Below are 19163 nucleotides of genomic sequence, written 5' to 3' on the forward strand. Positions count from 1 at the left end.
AAGCACTGATTTTTCCAAATCATCCGCTTGACACCAAGCCGAACCGCACCTTATAAGCCGCTCAACCGACGGGCCAACGCTTTTCGAGCGGCGGTTCGTTTGACCTTTGCGTATGATGTCAACATCAAACGCGGCGTGGCGGAGTAGCTCAGTAGGTCAGAGCAGAGGAATCATAATCCTTGTGTCGGGGGTTCAAATCCCTCCTCCGCTACCATACATACCCCCAGAAATTCAGCCCCTACGCCTAATAGTTCTTCGCTGGCGACCGCTGTTTGGCAAGCGTTTATTCGTAACGGTATTTTCCACCTGCCTTGCGCTGGCATGGCGGATTCTGTCCGATTATCTCGATGCGGAACATCGTCAGATCATGGGCGCGTCGGGGCCTCAGTCCTCCTTCATTGGTATCCCAGCTTCTTTGACCGCTTCGATAAAGGCGAGCCGGGCTTGCTCGGGAGTGCGCTTGCCGCTGATCACATCTGCGAAGACGGACAAGGCTTGGTCCAGCGCGGGGGCCTCTTCAAGCGGCCAATCTTCGATGAGCGCCCAGCTGGCGGCCTGGGTCGTATCGATGACGACCCATTCTTCCGGTTTCTCAAGGGCGATGGTGACCGCCTTGCTCCATTTTCTCTGCGTCACGGAAAACCCTCGAATTCGTGTATGCTTGTTGCCTGTCTCATAGGCCGATTCATTTCGCGTGGCGAGGTGGTTTCTCTTGGGGCAGAGGCTCGCAGGAATGTTTCGGGGAGGGCGGGGTGACAAGACAAACGGAATCAATGTCTGTCCTTTCCCGAAGGGGTCTTGAGTTGAAGTCCGTCTCTATCGCGGACGCAAGACACTGAAGCTCCTTCGACAATGAGACGCAGTGATGTCTATCGTCGCACAGGATGGCTGTTCGATCATAGCCGGCCGATAGCGATGTGGCTAAACGAACTGAACGCCCATGCTGTTGATCTTTCGCCAGCGAACTTCGCAGGCCATCAGCCTGTTGTCGGAGAGGCGCAGATTGAAGGCATTCGGGGCCGAGAGCGGGTTTTCGATCTGAATCATCGCGCCGGTATCGGACAGGTTTTTGACGAGGCAATCGAAGACCGAGTGTCCGTCGTTGAAGATGATCTTGGCTCCGAGAAGCGTCCGCTTTCGTACGGATGTTCGGCCTTCTGGCGAGGATTCGGTCATCGCTTTGGTTCCGGGTCGCTGTTTTACTAATTTGTTATGTTCTAATATCAAATAAGTTAATATGGTCCTGCTTGGCGAGCGCTTTTCCTGCATAAAGGCTTACTGGGGACTGCGAGATATCACCCCTCAAATCTGCTGGTGGAGGGTAGTTGCTGCTTCGAATCCGGTGGCTGTCGTGCGCGGGAGCGCCAACTCAGCTTCAGCCTGGTATTCCCCGCCAATCCGCGCTTATTCTTTCCAGCGAACAAGTAGTCTTTATTTGCGTTATATTTCTGAACGTCATCGCAAATGCATGCAACATGTCTTGCAAGACGAAACACGCTCTGTCACCGTGCCGCCATAGGGGATCGGGGTTTTCAATGAGATTGTTTTTGGCGGCGGCCACCTTGCTGGTGATCGCCAGTTCCGCAATGGCAGCAGACGATACCGTGAGCAATGCGTACCGGGTCTGCAAGATGATCGACAATACTGGCTTGTTTACTGCGCCGTGTCAGGTTTCCAGCCGGAGATACGCCGTTGTGGCGACGATAGACTTGCCGAGCGCCGACGCCAGAAAGGCCTGTGCGCAGATCACCGGCGTAGTGTCGTCAAAGGGGTTTCATTTTCCCAACGGAGAATGGACCGTGCAGATCAAGTCGCCGACCAGCGGCGACAAATCCATCGCATTTTGCAGATTGCCGAAATAACCCCGTCAAGCAGAGGCGTTCAGTTCTTCTTCGGCGAAGGCGAGTTGCAACTCCATCTGAACCGCATGCATGAAGAGACCTGCCTGTCGCGAGATTTCGCCGTCTTCCATTCCCTGTTCGCGCAAGGCGGTGGCAAAGCTTGCCATTTCCGAACGCCAGAAGCGGTTTGCCGCCTCGCCTTGAAGCTGTTGCAGGGCTGTGGCACACCGCCTGACATCACTGGTACGCCTGTCGGCCGGGAATGGTAGAAGCGACATATTCTCTCCGTCATTGGCAGGGCGAATCGCCTGCCTCTGTTGGCAAGATCGCCGCCACTCGTTCATAAAAAGTGAATAATGTCAGAGAGATCCCGCGTTGTGCGGGAAGGGCGGGGTAATTTCACTGCATTACGGATATGCCTGCTTCCCGTGCGGCCTTGATCAAGGCCTCTCTTACGGTTTCGGGCGGGACGGCGCCAAGCATCGCTTCGAGGCAGATGCGCACTGCCGCGACATATTCCTCGCCATTTTCCACTGGCCAATATTCCAACAGCAATTCCGCGGCCTGATGCACCGAATTGACGCGGCGGGTTCCGCCATTCTCTCCCATGACAAGCGTGATGGCTGGAAATGGCCGTAAAGTGTTTCGTTTCAAAACGTATTACCTCCGAAACATTCATGCTTCGGTAACACAGCAAGAAACGTTCCGGATCGAGCGCTCTCTGCCTGGTGTCATCGAAGCTGGTTTCGTTCCCCGCTGCCTGGCGAGCAAATATAGGCCGCTTACTCCCGCGATGGTTGCTCTCCTGTCGGATTATTACACAATTCTCGCAAAGCTGAATGGGTCCTGGAGAGCTTCGCGGACACGCAAGCGCAGCAGCTTCGGTGGCCTTGCGCCGACCGAGTTCTATGACAAGCGTCGCTCCAGATCTTTGCAAGGAATGCCGTCAACGAAGGGTGTGCGAACCAAGGACGCCTTGCGCGCGCCCAGGGTCGACAGCGGGTCCAACGCGTAGGGGCAGTTTAGTCCAGCACGCTGGCTTCGATGCAGGCCTCGATGAACACCGTCCTGGCTTTCTCACAGAGAAGGGGATCGACGTCGGCTTCAAGACAGAGACTTCGGGCCGAACTATATTTTTCGCCTCTTATGGCCGGCCAGCGGAAAAGGAGATGACTGTGGGCCTCCTTCGGACTTCGGATTGCTTCCGGCATGCCATAGCCGATGCGCAGATATATGGGCTCAGGCCAGTGACCTTCGCCGGTATTAAAGATGATGTTCATTTCAATGATGCTCCGACATTGTGATCGAAACTTCTGTCGCGACAAAAGGTTTCGCAAATTCCGGAAAATCGATCGATGCCGTCCTTGCGGGAGTGCAGCGGCTACAAGCAGGTCGGAGCGGCGGCCAGACTATATGGCAATCAGCAGGAGAAGGGCGAGAAGGAGCGCCAATCCGATGAAAACGGCGCGCAACACGCCGCGAAGGAAGACGGCAAGGACAATGACTGCCAATAATGCGACGATCATGGATTGGCCGCGTCAGCTTCCACCGACCAGATGTCCAAGCCATCCCTCAATGAGGCAAGCAGTTGTTTCATTCGTGAATGAGGCTCGGACAAGGCGCTTTATTCTACTGGACCACCGGCATTTCGAGGGGAACGCCGGCCTCGGACGCCGCTGCAACGAAGCTGTTGCGCGCTTCCAGCGAGTGTCCCTGACCTCTTTCGACGTCGGCACAGACTTGCAGGGCCATCATGAAGGCCTTACCCTCCGCCACGGGCCATGCGTTCAGCAACATGTCCAGCGCTTCTTTCGTGTTGGCGACCGTGTAGACCTTTCCGGTGCGCTTGCAGATGACCATGATGGGATAATTCCAGTCTTTGTTATTCATGGCAGGAGGCTCCGATCCGACGCGGCCGAAATTAACGCTACGGTGCGTGAAATCTCTAGTTAATTTCAAGTCGATATCTGGAGCAGTTCGAAACTGTTTCAATCGCCGGGAAAATCAATTCAGACGCTGACGCGATCAACTTTCGATACGTCACTTCCAAGACTGTGTTTTTCACATTGAATCATTGCACGGAGATTACTTGCATGGAGCAATGAGATCGTAAAAAACTTGTCGCGCGGCATGGTCGACGGGAGAGAATGATGGGCAGCTTTGCGGAGATCAAGGAGCGGGCCGAGAAGCGCAAGGGCGGTGCCGACGGGCTGCGGGCATTGATGCCCAAGGCGCCGAACCACGAGACCCTGCGCGCTCTGCCCGATGATCGCATCCTGTCGGAGATGACCCGCTACATCTTCTATGCGGGCTTCGTGCGCAACATCATCGATTCCAAATGGCCGGGCTTCGAGGCTGCCTTTTCCGATTTCGATCCGGCCTTCCTCAATCTCGCGCCGGATGATTATTGGCATGAGCTGACGTCCGATAAACGCATCATCCGCAACGGCGCCAAGATCATGTCGGTACGAACAAATGCGCAGTTCGTCCGCCGGCTTGCCGACGAACACGGCAGCGCCGGCCGCTTCTTCGCCGACTGGCCGCTGGAAGATCAGATCGGCCTGCTTGCCGTTCTAGACAAGCAGGCGAACCGGCTCGGCGGCATGACCGGACAATATCTGCTGCGGGCGATCGGCCGCGACAGCTTCGTCATGAGCCATGACGTTCTCGTCTGCCTCAGGCTTTCCGGCGTGCCGATTTCGGAAAGCAAGCCCACCAAGAAGGACCTGCGGCTGATCCAGGATCAGTTCAATGCCTGGCATACGGAGACGGGCCTTCCGCTCACCCATCTCTCGCGCATTTGCGCCTTCTCCGTCGGTATGCCTGGAGAAGAAGATGAGGCCTGATTGATCTGTTACCCCGAATGATGTTGGATCGCGTCCCGACACAGGGAGAAACAGAATGACGACCGACAGCAGACCCTTGGCCATCAGCGCGCCGGAACCGCGCTCGCTTGAGCTCATCTTCACCAAGGACGCATTGTCGCTCCTTCGCAAGAAATATCGCGTGGTCGAGGCGGACGCGGACAATATCGCCGATTTGGGCGACGAGGTGCTGGGCGAGGCACGCTACATCATCGGCCAGCCGCCCCTGTCGAGGGCAACGCTCGACCGCATGCCGCAGCTGCGCTGCATCCTGAATGTCGAGAGCAACCTCATCAACAACATGCCCTACGAGGTGCTGTTCGAACGTGGCATTCATGTCGTCACCACGGGTCTGGTCTTCGCCGAGCCGGTCGCGGAGATCGGCCTCGGATTTGCTCTGAGCCTGGCGCGCGGGATCGCTGACGCCGATCGGGATTTCCGCGAGGGCAGGGAACTTTGGGGCGGCGACGGCAATGCCAGCGCCCGGCTGCTTTCGGGCAGCGATGTCGGCATCGTCGGCTTCGGCGATCTCGGCAAGGCGCTGAACCGGGTTCTCAGCGGTTTCCGGGCCAATATTAGAGTCTTCGATCCCTGGATGCCGCCTTCGATCCTGAGGGAGCATGGCGTTCAGCCCGCGGGGCTGGACGAAGTCTTGTCCGACAGCGATTTCATTTTCGTGGTTGCCTCCGTCACCAGCGAGAACAAGGGTTTTCTCGGCACGGAAGCCTTTGCGAGGATGCGCAAGGGAGCTGCCTTCATACTGCTCAGTCGCGCCGATGTCGTCGATTTCGATGCGTTGATGGCCGCGGTCGCCTCCGGTCATATCGTGGCGGCGAGCGACGTCTATCCCGAGGAGCCGCTCGGTCTTGATCATCCTGTGCGTAAACTCAAGGGCTTCCTTCGTTCGGCACATCGTGCCGGCGCGCTCGACAGTGCCTTTAAGAAGATGGGCGAGATGGTGCTGGAGGACATGGATCTGATGGATCGCGGCCTGCCGCCGATGCGCAGCAAGCGCGCCGAGCGGGAAACGGTATCACGCATGCGCTCAAAGCCGGTGACGCGCAACTGATGGCTGGTGTCCATCCCCGGCGAGTGTCTCTCTGCGTCGGGGATGGATTTCTATCGCTGGACTAGCGGCGATCGAGCCGGGTGGCCAGGCGATCGCCGAGCCACTGCATACCCCACACCAGAATGATCAGGATGATGACGACGGCGATCATGACGTTGGTTTCGTAGCGTTGGTAGCCGTAGCGGATGGCGAGGTCGCCGAGGCCGCCGCCGCCGATCGTGCCGGCCATGGCGGAAGCGCCGATCAGCGTTACCATGGTCACGGTGAAGCCGGCGACGATGCCGGGCATGGCTTCGGGTATCAGTACCTCGCGGACAATGGTCCAGCGATTGCCGCCCATGGCGCGCACGGCGTCGATCAGGCCGCGATCGACATCGCGCAGCGAGACTTCGGCGACACGTGCGTAATAGGGGATGGCTGCGATGGTCAGCGGTACGATCGCGGCCGTCGTGCCGAGCGCCGTGCCGACGATCAGGCGCGTCAGCGGGATGAGGGCGATGAGCAGAATGATGAAAGGCACGGCGCGGAAACCGTCGACTAGGATGCCCAGGACGCGGTTGATCGCACCCTGCTCGGCGATGCCGCCGCGGCTGGTGACGACGAGGGCAAGGCCAAGCGGCAGGCCGATGATGAGGGAGAGAAGTCCGGATGCGCCCGTCATCCAGATCGTTTGCCAGAAGGAGCGCCAAAGCAGGCCGAGGATTACGTCAGTTGTCATAGCCTAGAACCTCCACCCGGGCGGAACGGGCTTTCAAAAAATCGGCGACCTGCGCCGGCAAGGCCGCGTCGCGCGTCGGCACGGCGACGAAGAAGCGGGCGACGGGCTGGTTCTGGATGTGGTCAATGCCGCCATGGACGAGCCGGAAAGAGCGGGGAAGAGCGGCCGAAAGCTCGGCAAAGAGCGCGCCTTGGGCGGCAGGGCCGGCAAGATCGACGCTGAGGATCGCCTCGGTCCCTGATGTCGGGGAAAGGCGGGCGGCGATATGCTCGGGAAGCTGCGGACGGGCGCCGCTGAGCAGGCTTGCCGCAATCTCCGTTTCCGGGTTGGCGAAAACAGTCCAGACCGAACCTTCTTCGACAATGCGGCCGGCGTCTATGACCGCGACGCGATCGGCAATCGAGCGGATCACTTCCATCTCGTGGGTGATAAGCAGGATTGTCAGGCCGAGTTTGCGGTTGATGTCCTTCAAGAGTGCCAGGATCGACCGGGTGGTTTCCGGGTCGAGCGCCGACGTCGCTTCGTCCGACAGGAGAATGGCGGGCCGGGCGGCAAGGGCGCGGGCAATGCCGACGCGCTGCTTCTGGCCGCCGGACAGTGCGGACGGGTAGGCCTTTGCCTTGTCGGCGAGGCCGACGAGTTCGAGCAGTTCGCGGGCGCGCTGCAGCCGTTCGGTCTTGCCGACGCCTTCGATCTTCAGCGGCAGGGCGATATTGTCCTCGACCGTCCGGGAGGACAGCAGGTTGAAATGCTGAAACACCATGCCGATGCGGCGGCGCAGTGGCTGCAGCTCCTTCTCCGAAAGGCGGGCTATATCGCGGCCCTCGATGTGGATCTCGCCGCTATCGGCACGCTCCAGCCCGTTCAGGCAGCGGATCAGCGTCGATTTGCCAGCGCCGCTGCGGCCGATGATGCCGACGATTTCGCCGCGGCGTGCGGTCAGCGAGATGCCGTCCAGCGCCGGCGTCGCGCCGAACCGGCGGCGCACATCGACCAGGCGGACGATCTCGTCGCCGGCCGTTCGCTCAGGCGGCGCCTGCCCGTCGATTGATGTGGCTGGGGTGAAAGAATTCATGCTCGTCTCTTCTTAAAAAGGCATACTTCCTGGTTGTGGAGGCCATTGTACCCCCCTCTGTCACTTTCGTGACATCTCCCCCACAAGGGGGAGATCGTTGGGAGTATGCCGCGCACTCTGTGAAATAAATCAGCCAGGCGTCAGCAGATGCGATGTTCGTTTCTGGCGATGGCTTGCCACAAGTTTCCGATCTCCCCCTTGTGGGGGAGATGTCACGAAAGTGACAAAGGGGGGGTATGTACCTTCCTCGAACTCCATAACCAACTATAAACTTCATCACATCCCAAAATCGGGGAAACGCTAAAGGCGGCCCGGGCAAGATGCCCCGACCGCCCGCCGTTCAGCGCCGTCTTGATATCAATAGGCGCTCTGGCCCGTGCCTTTGTAGACCTTGTCGAATGCCGCCTTGACGGTATCGTTCTGGTAGGAGGCGACCAGCGTCTTGACCCAGGCTTCATTCTCGCTGCCTTGCTTGACGGCGATGAAGTTGCGGTAGGGATTGTCGTTCGTCTGCTCCTGCGCGATGCGGTCTTTCGCCGAGAGACCCGCTTTCAGCGCCCAGTCGGTGTTGACGACAGCTGCGTCAAGATCGTCGATCGAGCGGCCGACGATGCCGGCATCCAGTTCCTTGATGTCGACGTTCTTCGGATTTTCCGCGATATCGGCGGTCGTGGCGAGGATGCCGGTGCCATCCTTGAGCTTGATGATGCCCTCATGCTGCAGCACGAGCAGTGCGCGGCCTTCGTTGGACGGATCGTTCGGCACGCCGATGGCGGCACCCTTCGGAAGTTCGGCGACGGTCTTGTACTTCTTCGTGTAGAGGCCGATCGGCCAGATGCCCGTATAGCCGGCAACGACGATGTGGTAGCCGTGCTGCTTGACCTGGTTGTCGAGGTAGGGCTTGTGCTGGAAGGCGTTGGCGTCGATTTCGCCGCGCTCAAGAGCCTCGTTCGGCTGGGTGTAGTCATTGAAGACGACCGGCTCGACCTTCAGGCCCTTCTTGGCAGCTTCAGCAGCCACCACGCGCCAGACGTCTTCGTCCTCACCGCTCATGATGCCGACCTTGATCGTCTTGTCTGCAGCGAAGGTCTGCGGTGCGGTTGCCGTCAAGCCGAATACGGCGACAGCGGAGGCAAAGATGGCGGCGAGGCCGGTGCGGCGGGAAAGGCGCAGCGCGTCCAAACCTCTAGAAAGCTTTTCAGTCATGGGAAATCCTGTTCCAGATGATCGAGATCGTTTTCTCGTTGACGGTTGGATCATCTCAGACGCGCGTTCGGTTCGCGAAGCAGGATCATGCGTTGTGCGCTGCAGTTCTGAAAAACTCTTTTCAGTGCAACGCAAAAGAGCAAACTAATTTTCTACAAATACTGTAGATTACTTATGCGGCAAAATAGGCATTTGCCTAAAACTTGGGCGTATCAGCGATGGATGGGGTCTTTCCAGAGGACTTCTTCCGGCTTTTCGATCGGTTCGATATCCAGATTGACGACCACCGGCTCCTGGCCGGAGCGGACCAGAACGCATTCCAGCGTTTCATCGCGGCTGGCATTGATCTCCTGATGCGGAACATAGGGCGGCACGAAGATGAAATCGCCGGGGCCGGCTTCGGCGACGAATTCCAGGTGGTCGCCCCAGCGCATCCGCGCCCGGCCCTTGACGACGTAGATAATGCTTTCGAGATCGCCGTGATGGTGGGCGCCGGTCTTGGCATTGGCGTGGATCGTGACGGTCCCGGCCCAGATTTTTTCCGCACCCGCGCGTGCATGGTTGATCGCGGTCGCGCGGTTCATGCCGGGTGTCTGCGCGGTATTCGGGTCGAGCGCATTGCCAGGGATGATCTTGATGCCGTGTTCGCGCCAATCGACGGGTTGATGGTCGTGATCGTGGCCATCCTGATGCTCATGTTCATGATCGCCGCACATGGTGTTCCTTTTGCCCTTCGGAGAGAGATTCGCGTGTCTTCCACCGGCACACAGCAATTTCATACTACGCGAAGCCATTCAAAAATAAAGAGAATTGCAGAAAGTTATCATTGAGGCTTTTCAAGTCGAGATTAATCTATAGACTTGATCAAGTTACATGACCGGTGGGAACATTTCGTGTGCGTCCCGCGTTGCGCCGGTCATAAGATGGTTTGCCGCGCCGAAGCCCCTTTTCAGGTGCGCCAAACTGAAGAAGCAGCGCTTGGGTCTCCGGAGGAGACCATTGACTTTCATATATGCGTCGGACTTCCAATTGAAAGGAGACAGACATGTCGAATGCCTTGCCGCCCCTTCATGAGGGTCATGCCCCCATCACCCTGCAGCAGCTCTTCCGCGAAGCGCTCTACGCCTTCGAGGAATGGGACAGCGAAGTAACCGAACCGATCGTGACGTTCGAGGGACGTATCCACCCCATCAGCGTCGTGTTCGAAACCATGCGCGAATGCACCGACATCGTGCCGAATAATATCGTCTCGGCCGTGACCGAGCGGTTGACCAAGCCCTGGGAGGGCGAAGGTCCGCTTGACACGATGACCTTTTCGACGGCCGCCCGCGTGATGGGTGTTCTGGTTCGCAAGAGGCTCCTGGCCGTCAATAACGGCCTCAACGTCGCCGCCATTGCCGCAGAGGCTCAGACGACCGAAAAATCTGACCGCTGAAAAACGAAGAAGTTTATGAAAGGCCCGCCGGTACGCCCGCGGGCCTTTTGCGTTTTCAGCGGTTGATAACCTCGAACTGCGGATCGACGGGGATCTGCATTGCCGTGACCAGATGGTTGGTCTGTCCGGCCAGCCCGATAACCGCCAACAGCTCCCCATGCTGGGCATCGGTCATCCCCTTCGCCCTGGCGGCGGCCGTATGGGAATGGACACAATAGGTGCAGCCATTGGCGGTGGAGACGGCGATGTAGATCATTTCGCGCACCAGTGGATCGAGCGCGCCTTCCGCCATCATGACCGCCTTCAACCCTTCCCAGGTGCGCTTGAGCAGCGCCGGATCATTGGCCAGGCCGCGCCAGAAATTATTGACGAAATCTGACTTTCTGACCGCGCGAATGTCGTCGAACACTGCCTTGACCACCGGGATTGCCTCCGCTTCCGCATCGTTGAGCAACTTGACCGTCGTCATTCCCTGTCTCCCTTCAGCAATCCTGAGCGGATCGGACCATAGCGCATTTTCTTCTGGTGTCGGCAGGATCGTCTGGGATTCCTTCCTCTTTTCGTTTGCAAAAATCATCCATATGTGAAAATACTATTCACATAAGAAAATAGAGGCTGACGCAGAAACCGGTGGCGAGGATAATCCTCAAGGCGGAGAGGCGCTTTTGGCCGGAGTGGAGCCAGGGGAGCGGGAATATCGATGGCGCTGAAGAAGGACTTGCCGCTGGCTGGGCTTGTTGTCGTCGACATGAGCCAGTTTCTGTCGGGTCCCTATTGCACGCTGCGGCTGATGGATCTGGGCGCGAGGGTCATCAAGATCGAGCGTCCCGGCGGCGGCGATCTCTCGCGCGGGCTTTATCTCAGCGACCATGAGAGCGGCGATTCCACCATTTTCCACGCGATCAACCGTTCAAAGGAGAGCCTGGCGATCGACCTGAAGAACGATCGCGATATGAGCGCGCTGCGCAGGCTCATCTCCAAGGCCGACGTTCTCGTACAGAATTTTCGCCCCGGCGTGATCGAGCGGCTAGGCCTGGATTATGAAGCTGCAGCCAAGCTCAATCCGCGCCTCGTCTATTGCTCGATCAGCGGTTACGGCGAAGAGGGACCGTGGGTCTCGCGGCCGGGACAGGATCTTCTGGCTCAATCGCGCTCCGGCGTCATGTGGCTGAATGGCGACGAGGGGCAGGGGCCGGTGCCCTTCGGTCTTGCGATCGGCGACATGCTGGCTGGCGCTGCGGCGGCCCAGGGTATCCTTGCAGCGCTGGTGCGGCGCGGGGTGACCGGCGAGGGCGGACTGGTGGAGACCAGCCTGCTCGAGGCTCTGATCGATCTTCAGGTCGAGGTGCTGAGCGTTCACATGAACAGTGGCCACACGCTGCCCGAGCGCTCCCATGTTCGCAGCGCGCACGCCTATTTGTCCGCACCCTATGGCGTTTATCCCGCCGCCGACGGCTATCTTGCTATCGCCATGACGCCGATTTCCAAGCTTGCCGACCTGCTCAGCATGGCGGAGCTCGCGCCCTATCGTGATGACCCGAAAAGCTGGCTCACGTCGCGCGACGAGATCAAGGCGCTGATCGCGGCGCGCATTGCCACCGGAAACGTCGACGACTGGCTCGCGATCCTCGAACCCGCCGACATCTGGTGTGCGCGGGTGCTGAACTGGCCGGAGCTTCTGGGCAGCGAAGGCTTCCGCGTTCTCGACATGCTGCAGACGGTCGGTCGCGATGATGGCGTCAACCTTAATACCACCCGCTCGCCCATCCGCATCGACGGGCAGCGGCCGAAATTCGAGCGTGCGGCCCCGCACGTTGGCGAGCATAATGTGGCGCTCTGGGAGGAGTTCGACCTCGGTTGAGGTTTCGAGAGGCGGCCGATGGATTTAGAAGGAGTTTTCCAATGACGCGCATCACCAATCTTCGCGTTTTCGACTTGCGCTTCCCGACATCGCAGAGCCTCGACGGCTCCGACGCGATGAATCCGGACCCGGATTATTCGGCGGCCTATGTCATCCTCGAGACCGACAGACCGGGGCTTTCGGGCCATGGCCTGACCTTCACCATCGGCCGCGGCAATGACATCTGCTGCATGGCGATCGAGGCGATGCGGCATCTGGTCGTCGGCACAGAGCTTGCGACGGTTCTGGAAAATCCCGGCAAATACTGGAGGCATCTGACCAGCGACAGCCAGCTGCGCTGGATCGGCCCGGAGAAGGGCGCGATGCATCTGGCGACAGGCGCGGTCGTCAATGCCGTCTGGGATCTGCTGGCCAAGGAAGCCGGCAAGCCGGTCTGGCGCCTCGTTTCGGAGATGGACGCCGAGCAGATCGCCGATATCGTCGACTATCGCTATCTGACCGACGTCCTCACCCGCGACGAGGCCGTTGCCATCCTCAAGAAGGCGGAAGCCGGCAAGGCGGACCGTATCGCCACGCTCGAGCGTGAGGGCTATGCCTGCTACACGACGTCTGCCGGCTGGCTCGGCTATGACGATGCCAAGCTGCGTCGCCTGTGCCAGGAAGCCATCGACGCTGGCTTCAACCATGTGAAGATGAAGGTCGGCCGGGATCTCGAGGACGACATCCGCCGCCTCACCATCGCCCGCGAAGTGATCGGCCCCGACCGCTACCTGATGATCGATGCCAACCAGGTCTGGGAAGTCAATCAGGCGATCGATTGGGTGCGCAAGCTTGCCTTCGCCAAGCCGTTCTTCATCGAAGAGCCGACGAGCCCGGACGATGTTGCCGGACACCGCAAGATCCGCCAGGCGATTGGCCCAGTGAAGGTCGCCACGGGCGAGATGTGCCAGAACCGCATCATGTTCAAGCAGTTCATCGCCGAGGGTGCGATCGACATCGTGCAGATCGATTCCTGCCGTATGGGCGGACTGAACGAAGTGCTGGCGGTGCTGCTCATCGCCGCCAAGTACGGATTGCCGGTCTGGCCGCATGCCGGCGGCGTCGGCCTCTGCGAATATGTGCAGCAGCTGTCGATGATCGATTATATCGCCGTCTCAGGCACCAAGGACGGCCGTGTCATCGAGTATGTCGATCACCTGCATGAGCATTTCGTCGACCCTTGCGTCATTCGCGATGCTGCCTACATGCCGCCGAGTCTGCCGGGTTTCTCGATCGAGATGAAGCCGGAATCGATTGCGGAATATACGTTCAAGGGGTGACCATCTGCCGCAAGCTCCTTCTCCCCAGCGGGGAGAAGGTGGCCCGAAGGGTCGGATGAGGGGGAAGCGTTTTGAATCCATCGGCTTTTGTGGCCTTGGTGCCCCCTCATCCGCCTGTCGGCACCTTCTCCCCGCTGGAGAGAAGGGGTTACGTGGCAACCCTGTCTCATATGCGATTGCCCGCCGGATGGCTGGCTTTGTCGTTCATATCCAGAATGTGCAGCCTCAAGCTGAGGGATTCAGCCAAGCCTGAATGACCGGCACATCCGTGTCATCGAGCTCGTGGCCGGCAGGAATGGTTTCCAGCTCAACCTTGGCACCGCCGTCTCGCAGACGCTCGGCGAGGGGCCGAGCATATGGACCGTAGAGGTCCTTTTCGCCGGCGACCACCAGCACATCGGCATCCGACATGTCCGCTGCAGGCGGATTTTCGAGCACGGCCATGGAGCGCAGCAGCACCGCGCGGCGGATGAGGTGCGGCTGCAGCGACAGCAAGGCGTTCAGCAGATTGGCGCCGTTCGAATAGCCGATATAGACGATGCGGTCCGGATCGAGGCCATAGGCTTGGATTGCCCCATCGATAAAGGCGGCAAAGGCGTCTGCCTCGCTGGCGATATCGGCCTGATCGAAGGACATCGGCCCATGGCGACGAAACCAGCGCGGCGAACCCTCTTCGAGCGCGCGGCCGCGTACGGTCAGCAATGTTGCAGCGGCGTCGATCTTGTGACCGAGCGGCAGCATCGTCACTTCATTGGCACCGGAACCGTGCAGCAGGATGAAGATAGTGCCGTTCGGCTGCTCAGGCGTGAAGAAGCGATGGATGAAGGGCAGGTCGCGATAGATGACGCGCGGTTCGCCGGGCATGGAGAACTGCGGCAGGACCACGTTCAGCTCCGCCAAAAGCCTCGGACTGTCGCCGGGTGCAAAGAGGCGCGTGCCAAGCGTTGCCTCGTCCTCGTCGATCAACATGCCGGGCGCATCCGTCGCAAGTTCGAACAGGATCTGGCCGGGTTCGCGGACGTACAGCGAGCGGAAATACTTGCGGTCGTGCATAGCCGTCGGCCCGGAGTCGATTGCCTGCAGCGCGGCGCGGACCGACTGCAATTCGGCGTCGTCTTTGGCGCGAAAGGCGACGTGATCGACGGTGCCGGTGCCCGGCGCGCTTGCCCAGAAGCCACGCGCGTCCCTGATGTCGAGGATATCGCCCGGTTGCGAGATAAGCCGGCTGATCGCTCCGCTTGTGGCCAGCGGTCGATAGTCGAAGTGGTCGACCAGGATCGCCTGCGTTTCCTCGGGCGTTTCGCTAAACAGCGTCGCGCCACGGATGCGACGGATTGCGTGTTCCCCGGGAATGGTGTCGCTCGTCCAGGGAGCCGTTGCCTGCAGGGTATTGGTCCCGACAAGCTTGACGATCACGCCATCCGGGTCCTTCAACCGCAGGACCGGTTCGCCGAATTCTTCGGAGGGGCCTTCGGGCTTAAGGCCGGCGCTCAGGGCGCGCGTCAGCCAGAAGCCGGTGCTGGCGGGATCGATGGCAAGCGAAATCTCGCCGACCTGGCCAACGCCGGCGCGGCCCGGAGAGCCGTCCTCCCAAACGAGGAAGGTCACCAGCGAGCCGGGCGAGCCCTTGGCGTCGCCATAGATGAGGTGAAGCTGCGTGGCGTCCTCGAAGCCGCCGGTGCGCTTGACGAGGCGCAGGCCCAGGAAGCCGACGTAGAAATCGACATTCGCCTGTACCTTGCGGGTGATCAGCGTGATGTGGTGGATGCCGGCGACCATGGGATGCTCCAGACGGTTATTTCATATCTGGTCGCTATTTAGGTTGCCGCCACTGTTCGATGCAATGCATCGTCCGTGGAGACACTGTTCACAAAAGTCGCTATTGCTGGGTTATCCGGCGACGAGCCTCAATGCTCGCCGAGGCTGTCTCCCTGCGATTTATGGCGATGGCCGCTCAGTTCCGAGCCTGCCGTGCGTGAAAAGCTGGCGTTCCAGATCACCGCAAGAAGCGCAATCGCCGTCACGACGATGAAGGCGACGGAGAAATCGATCATCTGGGCTTTCTCAGCGCCGCGGAATTGCATCGAGCCATGTAAAGCAAGGGCGGCGACGCAGATGCCGAGGGAAAGCATCAGCTGCTGGAAGGTCGAATAGAAGCTGGTCGCGGTGCTCATCCGGTCACGCTCGATCTCGTCATAGGCGATCGTGTTGTAGGCCGAAAACTGGAACGACATGAAGAAGCCGCAGAAGAACAGGATCACGAAGATGACGGGCAGCGGCCAATCCGGCTTGAAGATCGCGCACATGCCATAGCCGAGCGTGCCGATGAGGCCGAAGATGATGAGCGCGGTGCGGAAGCCGAGCGTGCGCAGGATGCGCACCTGCAGCGGCTTCATCGCCATGGAGCCAACTGCGGTCGCGATGGCAATCTGGCCGGCGGCGGCGGCCGAAAGGCCGAAACCTAGCTGCAGCATCAAGGGAATGAGAAACGGATGAGCGCCCTGGCTGATGCGCGTCAGAGAGCCGGCGATGACCGATGTCCGGAAGGTCGGCATCTTCATCAGCGAGAAATCCATGATCGGTGACGGATGCTTGCGGGCATGGCGCAGATAGGCGATGCCAAAGAGCAGGCCGATGGAAATCAGGAAGATGGCCAGATAGCCTTCGCCCTCGCGGCTCGACATTTCAAAGCCGAAGAGCAGCGAGCCGAGCGAAATGCCCGAGAGGATGAAGCCGGAGAGGTCAAAGCGGCCGGTGCGCGGCCCTTTTACCTCTTCGATGAACATGCTTACGAGGATGAAGCCGATGATGCCGATTGGAACGTTGATGTAGAAGATCCAGCGCCAGTCGAGATAGGTCACGAACATGCCGCCGACAGGGGGGCCGAGGATGGGGCCGACAAGTGCCGGGATCAACAGCCAGGACATGGCGTTGACCATATCCTTGCGGGCGACGCTACGCATCAGCACGAGGCGGCCGATAGGCAGCATCATGGCGCCGCCGAGACCCTGGAGGAGCCGTGCGAGAACAAGGAAGAACAGGTTCGGCGCCTGCGCGCAGAGCAGCGATCCGACAACGAAAACCGCGATGGCGGATCTAAAAACGGTGCGCGACCCGAAACGGTCGGCGATGGCGCCGCTGGCGGGAATGAAGATCGCGAGGCTGAGGAGGTAGGATGTCAGCGAGATACTCATGGCCGGCGCGCTGACGCCGAAGTCTCTTGCCATGGTCGGAAGGGCTGTTGCAAGCACGGTCGCGTCAAGCTGTTCCATGAACATCGCGCTTGCTACGATAAGCGCTACGACACGAAAATTCGGTGCGGCCCGCCTGACGGGGGCGGCCTGGAATATCTGATCCGACATTGTCGGGGATCACTCTCGATGGTGCGGAGGGGTCCTAAGACAGAACCGCAAGTCTGGTAACGGCGCGAAGGCCGGTTTGAACGGCGGTTTGTATACTCCCGCATCGCCGCGATTTCCATATCAGAAATCGCAAATCTGATTGATGGGATGAAAAAAATGACGCACATGCGGGGCAAACGGCATCAAATGAACGTGAGGTGAATGAATAGGCGCGATATCGCGCCGAAATGCTCACGCTTGGTTTTTTCGCGTAAGATAATGTGCTCATTCGGCCGGATGCCATGGGCAAAAAAGATCGGTGCCGTTTGATGGCGGCACCGGTCCGAGTCGTTGTCGTCCGTAGACGCCGAGGCGATCAGTAGCCTTCGGCAAGTCCCGAGCCGGCACGGCTATCCATGGCGCCGTTGTAGCGGGCGCCGCCGCCCTTGGCGATGTCGCCGAGGCTCTTGCCACCGACGAGGATGCCGGCGGCCTGACCCCAGATCGGCCAGTCGTTGTCGACCTGAACCGTATAGCCCATACCGGTCAGCAGCTTGATCGTATCCGGCGAAAGCGCACGCGGCTCCATGTAGACCTTATCCGGCAGCCATTGGTGGTGGATGCGCGGGGCATCGATCGCTTCCTGAATGTTCATGCCGAAATCGATGACGTTGATGATCGCCTCAAGCGTGATGGTGATGATGCGCGAGCCACCGGGGCTGCCGATCACCATGAAGGGTTTGCCGTCCTTGGTGACGATCGTCGGGCTCATGGAGGAGAGCGGCGTCTTCTTCGGCTGGATGGCATTGGCCTCGCCCTGCACCAGGCCGTAGAGGTTGGGCACGCCGGGCTTGGAGGTGAAGTCGTCCATTTCGTTGTTCAGGAGGATGCCCGTGCCGGGTGCGACGACGCCGGCGCCGAAGGAGCCGTTCAGCGTATAGGTGACAGCAACCGCATTGCCGTCATTGTCGATGATCGAATAATGCGTCGTCTCGTGGCTTTCGCCGAGGCCCTTGGGCATCAGGTCCTTGGACACGCCCGCCTTATAGGGAGAGATGCTGTCGCGGATCTTCTGGGCGTAGGCCTTATCCAGCAGCTTGCTGACGGGATTGTCGACGAAATCGGGATCGCCAAGCGCCGAGTTGCGATCGACATAGGCATAGCGCATGGCTTCGACCATGTAGTGAACCGTGTCGGCCGAGGCATAGCCGGTATAGGAAAGTGGATAGCCCTCCAGCACGTTAAGGATTTCGCAGATGATGACGCCGCCGGACGAAGGCGGCGGCGAGGAAATGATCTCATAGCCGCGATAGTTGCACTTTACGGGCTCGAGTTCGCGAACCTTGTACTGCTCGAAATCCTGGTTTGCCAGAATGCCGCCCTTGTCCTGGCTTGCCTTGACGATCGCGTTGGCGACCGGTCCCTTGTAGAATCCATCAGGTCCCTGGTCCGAAATGCCTGATAGCGCGTTGGCGAGATCCGGCTGTGTCAGCTTGTCGCCTGTCGCGAAGGGCTTGCCGTCCGACTTGGTGAAGATCGCCGCGGTGGCCGGATCGCGCGAGAGCCAGTCCTTGTTCTCGTTCAGCTCGGCGGCGTCGGCCTGGTTCAGCGTGAAGCCTTCCTTGGCATAGCGAATGGCCGGCGCCATCAGATCCTGGCGGGATTTCGTGCCGTATTTCTCGCGAGCGGTCTCGAAGCCCATGACGGAGCCCGGAACGCCGACGGCGAGATAGCCATCGGTGCTTGCGCCCTTGACGACATTTCCCTTGTCGTCGAGATACATGCCCTTGGTGGCCGCCAGCGGTGCGCGCTCGCGGAAATCGAGGAAGTCCGTCTTGCCGTCGCGCATGCGGATGGTCATGAAGCCGCCGCCGCCGATATTGCCGGCGGTTGGATAGACCACGGCGAGCGCATAGCCGACGGCAACAGCCGCATCGACGGCGTTGCCGCCGTTTTTCAGCACCTCGACGCCGACGTCGGTCGCCAGATGCTGGGCCGTGACCACCATGCCATGTTCCGCCTCGACGGGCGGTGGCGCGGCGGCTCTGGCCGTAACGGAAAAGAGAGCGAATGTAACCAACGTTACCGATGAGATCGTCCGTTGGCGGAATTGGCGCATCATGATGCCTCCCGTGGTTATTTTGAGAACAAGAACCCCATCCTTGAAATGGGGCTTCATATGGAAATGGCGATATCCGCAGTTGCAGATTTTCGAGGCTCTATTGCGATATGAGCCGGCAATGGATCTCTGGGGTCCATCGCGGATGAGGACTCGCTTACAGCAAATGCGGCAACCGAACGCGTCGTGTCCAGCAAATGCGATCGGCGGGTCGATCTCATCCCTTTAGAAGCGCAGGAGCGCTTGACGGCCTCGCTCCTGTAATATTTCTTTTATTAGTTGAATCTACTTTAGTGTATCTTCGGTTGAGGCAGG

The 19163-nt window shown here is 59.7% G+C and carries 21 protein-coding genes and 1 tRNA gene; 8 read left to right on the forward strand and 14 right to left on the reverse strand.

Features of this window, described 5'->3' with window-relative positions:
* The first annotated feature begins 137 nt into the window (after positions 1-137).
* Positions 138-214 (forward strand) — tRNA-Met (locus tag ACIQWP_RS05785).
* Positions 215-384: 170 nt separating this feature from the next.
* On the opposite strand, the gene ACIQWP_RS05790 is transcribed toward ACIQWP_RS05785, so the two are convergent.
* The gene (locus ACIQWP_RS05790) at positions 385-636 is read right to left on the reverse strand and encodes a DUF982 domain-containing protein (protein ID WP_402783372.1); all 252 of its coding nucleotides are present in this window, start codon (positions 634-636) and stop codon (positions 385-387) included.
* A 285-nt stretch (positions 637-921) separates the two neighbouring features.
* Positions 922-1176: a PilZ domain-containing protein gene (locus tag ACIQWP_RS05795; RefSeq protein WP_402783373.1), complete on the reverse strand. Its 255-nt coding sequence runs from the start codon at positions 1174-1176 to the stop codon at positions 922-924.
* 359 nt (positions 1177-1535) lie between these two features.
* On the opposite strand from ACIQWP_RS05795, the gene ACIQWP_RS05800 reads away from it, so the two are divergent.
* Complete coding sequence (locus ACIQWP_RS05800) at positions 1536-1862, forward strand: hypothetical protein (protein WP_402783375.1); 327 nt, start codon at positions 1536-1538, stop codon at positions 1860-1862.
* A 5-nt stretch (positions 1863-1867) separates the two neighbouring features.
* Here the strand turns inward: ACIQWP_RS05800 and ACIQWP_RS05805 are convergent, their stop codons facing one another.
* The 3 genes from ACIQWP_RS05805 to ACIQWP_RS05815 all read right to left on the reverse strand — a co-directional run bounded on the left by ACIQWP_RS05805 (position 1868) and on the right by ACIQWP_RS05815 (position 3121).
* Positions 1868-2119 (reverse strand): DUF6074 family protein, encoded by a 252-nt coding sequence (locus ACIQWP_RS05805; protein WP_402783377.1) that lies wholly within the window; start codon positions 2117-2119, stop codon positions 1868-1870.
* 121 nt (positions 2120-2240) lie between these two features.
* Entirely contained in the window at positions 2241-2495 is a 255-nt protein-coding gene (locus ACIQWP_RS05810) for a DUF982 domain-containing protein (RefSeq protein WP_402783379.1), read from the reverse strand.
* Between the two features lie 368 nt (positions 2496-2863).
* Positions 2864-3121, reverse strand: coding sequence for a DUF982 domain-containing protein (locus ACIQWP_RS05815; protein WP_402783381.1), 258 nt, complete (start codon positions 3119-3121; stop codon positions 2864-2866).
* Between the two features lie 75 nt (positions 3122-3196).
* Between ACIQWP_RS05815 and ACIQWP_RS05820 the strand changes: the two genes are divergently transcribed.
* Positions 3197-3355 carry a hypothetical protein gene (locus tag ACIQWP_RS05820; protein ID WP_402783383.1) on the forward strand — a complete coding sequence of 53 codons (159 nt, stop codon included), beginning with the start codon at positions 3197-3199 and terminating at the stop codon, positions 3353-3355.
* A 115-nt stretch (positions 3356-3470) separates the two neighbouring features.
* Here ACIQWP_RS05820 and ACIQWP_RS05825 read toward each other — a convergent pair whose 3' ends face one another.
* Complete coding sequence (locus ACIQWP_RS05825; protein ID WP_402783385.1) at positions 3471-3731, reverse strand: DUF982 domain-containing protein; 261 nt, start codon at positions 3729-3731, stop codon at positions 3471-3473.
* Positions 3732-3991: 260 nt separating this feature from the next.
* Here ACIQWP_RS05825 and ACIQWP_RS05830 point away from each other — a divergent pair, with 260 nt between their 5' ends.
* Both ACIQWP_RS05830 and ACIQWP_RS05835 read left to right on the forward strand, forming a co-directional pair.
* Positions 3992-4687 (forward strand): DNA-3-methyladenine glycosylase I, encoded by a 696-nt coding sequence (locus ACIQWP_RS05830; protein ID WP_402783387.1) that lies wholly within the window; start codon positions 3992-3994, stop codon positions 4685-4687.
* Positions 4688-4742: 55 nt separating this feature from the next.
* Positions 4743-5774 carry a hydroxyacid dehydrogenase gene (locus ACIQWP_RS05835; RefSeq protein WP_402783389.1) on the forward strand — a complete coding sequence of 344 codons (1032 nt, stop codon included), beginning with the start codon at positions 4743-4745 and terminating at the stop codon, positions 5772-5774.
* A 61-nt stretch (positions 5775-5835) separates the two neighbouring features.
* Here ACIQWP_RS05835 and ACIQWP_RS05840 read toward each other — a convergent pair whose 3' ends face one another.
* The 4 genes from ACIQWP_RS05840 to ACIQWP_RS05855 form a co-directional block, all read right to left on the reverse strand.
* A complete protein-coding gene (locus ACIQWP_RS05840; protein ID WP_402783390.1) occupies positions 5836-6492 on the reverse strand; it encodes a methionine ABC transporter permease in 657 nt (218 codons plus the stop codon).
* On the reverse strand, positions 6482-7567 hold the full coding sequence (locus tag ACIQWP_RS05845; protein ID WP_402783392.1) for a methionine ABC transporter ATP-binding protein: 1086 nt from the start codon (positions 7565-7567) through the stop codon (positions 6482-6484). The genes ACIQWP_RS05840 and ACIQWP_RS05845 overlap by 11 nt, the downstream gene beginning before the upstream one ends.
* A gap of 357 nt (positions 7568-7924) precedes the next feature.
* Positions 7925-8773 (reverse strand): MetQ/NlpA family lipoprotein, encoded by an 849-nt coding sequence (locus tag ACIQWP_RS05850; protein WP_402783395.1) that lies wholly within the window; start codon positions 8771-8773, stop codon positions 7925-7927.
* A 212-nt stretch (positions 8774-8985) separates the two neighbouring features.
* Positions 8986-9489, reverse strand: a complete 504-nt coding sequence (locus ACIQWP_RS05855) for a cupin domain-containing protein (RefSeq protein ID WP_402783397.1) — start codon at positions 9487-9489, stop codon at positions 8986-8988.
* Positions 9490-9818: 329 nt separating this feature from the next.
* Here ACIQWP_RS05855 and ACIQWP_RS05860 point away from each other — a divergent pair, with 329 nt between their 5' ends.
* Complete coding sequence (locus ACIQWP_RS05860; protein ID WP_402783399.1) at positions 9819-10208, forward strand: hypothetical protein; 390 nt, start codon at positions 9819-9821, stop codon at positions 10206-10208.
* Between the two features lie 55 nt (positions 10209-10263).
* Here ACIQWP_RS05860 and ACIQWP_RS05865 read toward each other — a convergent pair whose 3' ends face one another.
* Positions 10264-10677 carry a carboxymuconolactone decarboxylase family protein gene (locus ACIQWP_RS05865; RefSeq protein ID WP_402783401.1) on the reverse strand — a complete coding sequence of 138 codons (414 nt, stop codon included), beginning with the start codon at positions 10675-10677 and terminating at the stop codon, positions 10264-10266.
* Between the two features lie 231 nt (positions 10678-10908).
* On the opposite strand from ACIQWP_RS05865, the gene ACIQWP_RS05870 reads away from it, so the two are divergent.
* Complete coding sequence (locus tag ACIQWP_RS05870; protein ID WP_402783403.1) at positions 10909-12069, forward strand: CaiB/BaiF CoA transferase family protein; 1161 nt, start codon at positions 10909-10911, stop codon at positions 12067-12069.
* A 41-nt stretch (positions 12070-12110) separates the two neighbouring features.
* Positions 12111-13388: an L-fuconate dehydratase gene (locus ACIQWP_RS05875; protein ID WP_402783405.1), complete on the forward strand. Its 1278-nt coding sequence runs from the start codon at positions 12111-12113 to the stop codon at positions 13386-13388.
* 225 nt (positions 13389-13613) lie between these two features.
* Here the strand turns inward: ACIQWP_RS05875 and ACIQWP_RS05880 are convergent, their stop codons facing one another.
* The 3 genes from ACIQWP_RS05880 to ggt all read right to left on the reverse strand — a co-directional run bounded on the left by ACIQWP_RS05880 (position 13614) and on the right by ggt (position 18848).
* Positions 13614-15167 carry a VOC family protein gene (locus ACIQWP_RS05880; protein WP_402783407.1) on the reverse strand — a complete coding sequence of 518 codons (1554 nt, stop codon included), beginning with the start codon at positions 15165-15167 and terminating at the stop codon, positions 13614-13616.
* A 128-nt stretch (positions 15168-15295) separates the two neighbouring features.
* Positions 15296-16750: an MFS transporter gene (locus tag ACIQWP_RS05885; protein WP_402783409.1), complete on the reverse strand. Its 1455-nt coding sequence runs from the start codon at positions 16748-16750 to the stop codon at positions 15296-15298.
* Between the two features lie 355 nt (positions 16751-17105).
* Positions 17106-18848, reverse strand: a complete 1743-nt coding sequence (ggt, locus tag ACIQWP_RS05890; protein ID WP_402784357.1) for a gamma-glutamyltransferase — start codon at positions 18846-18848, stop codon at positions 17106-17108.
* Positions 18849-19163 lie beyond the last annotated feature (315 nt).

This window comes from Rhizobium sp. NPDC090279 (genome assembly GCF_044769665.1).
Taxonomy (GTDB): Bacteria; Pseudomonadota; Alphaproteobacteria; order Rhizobiales; family Rhizobiaceae; genus Rhizobium.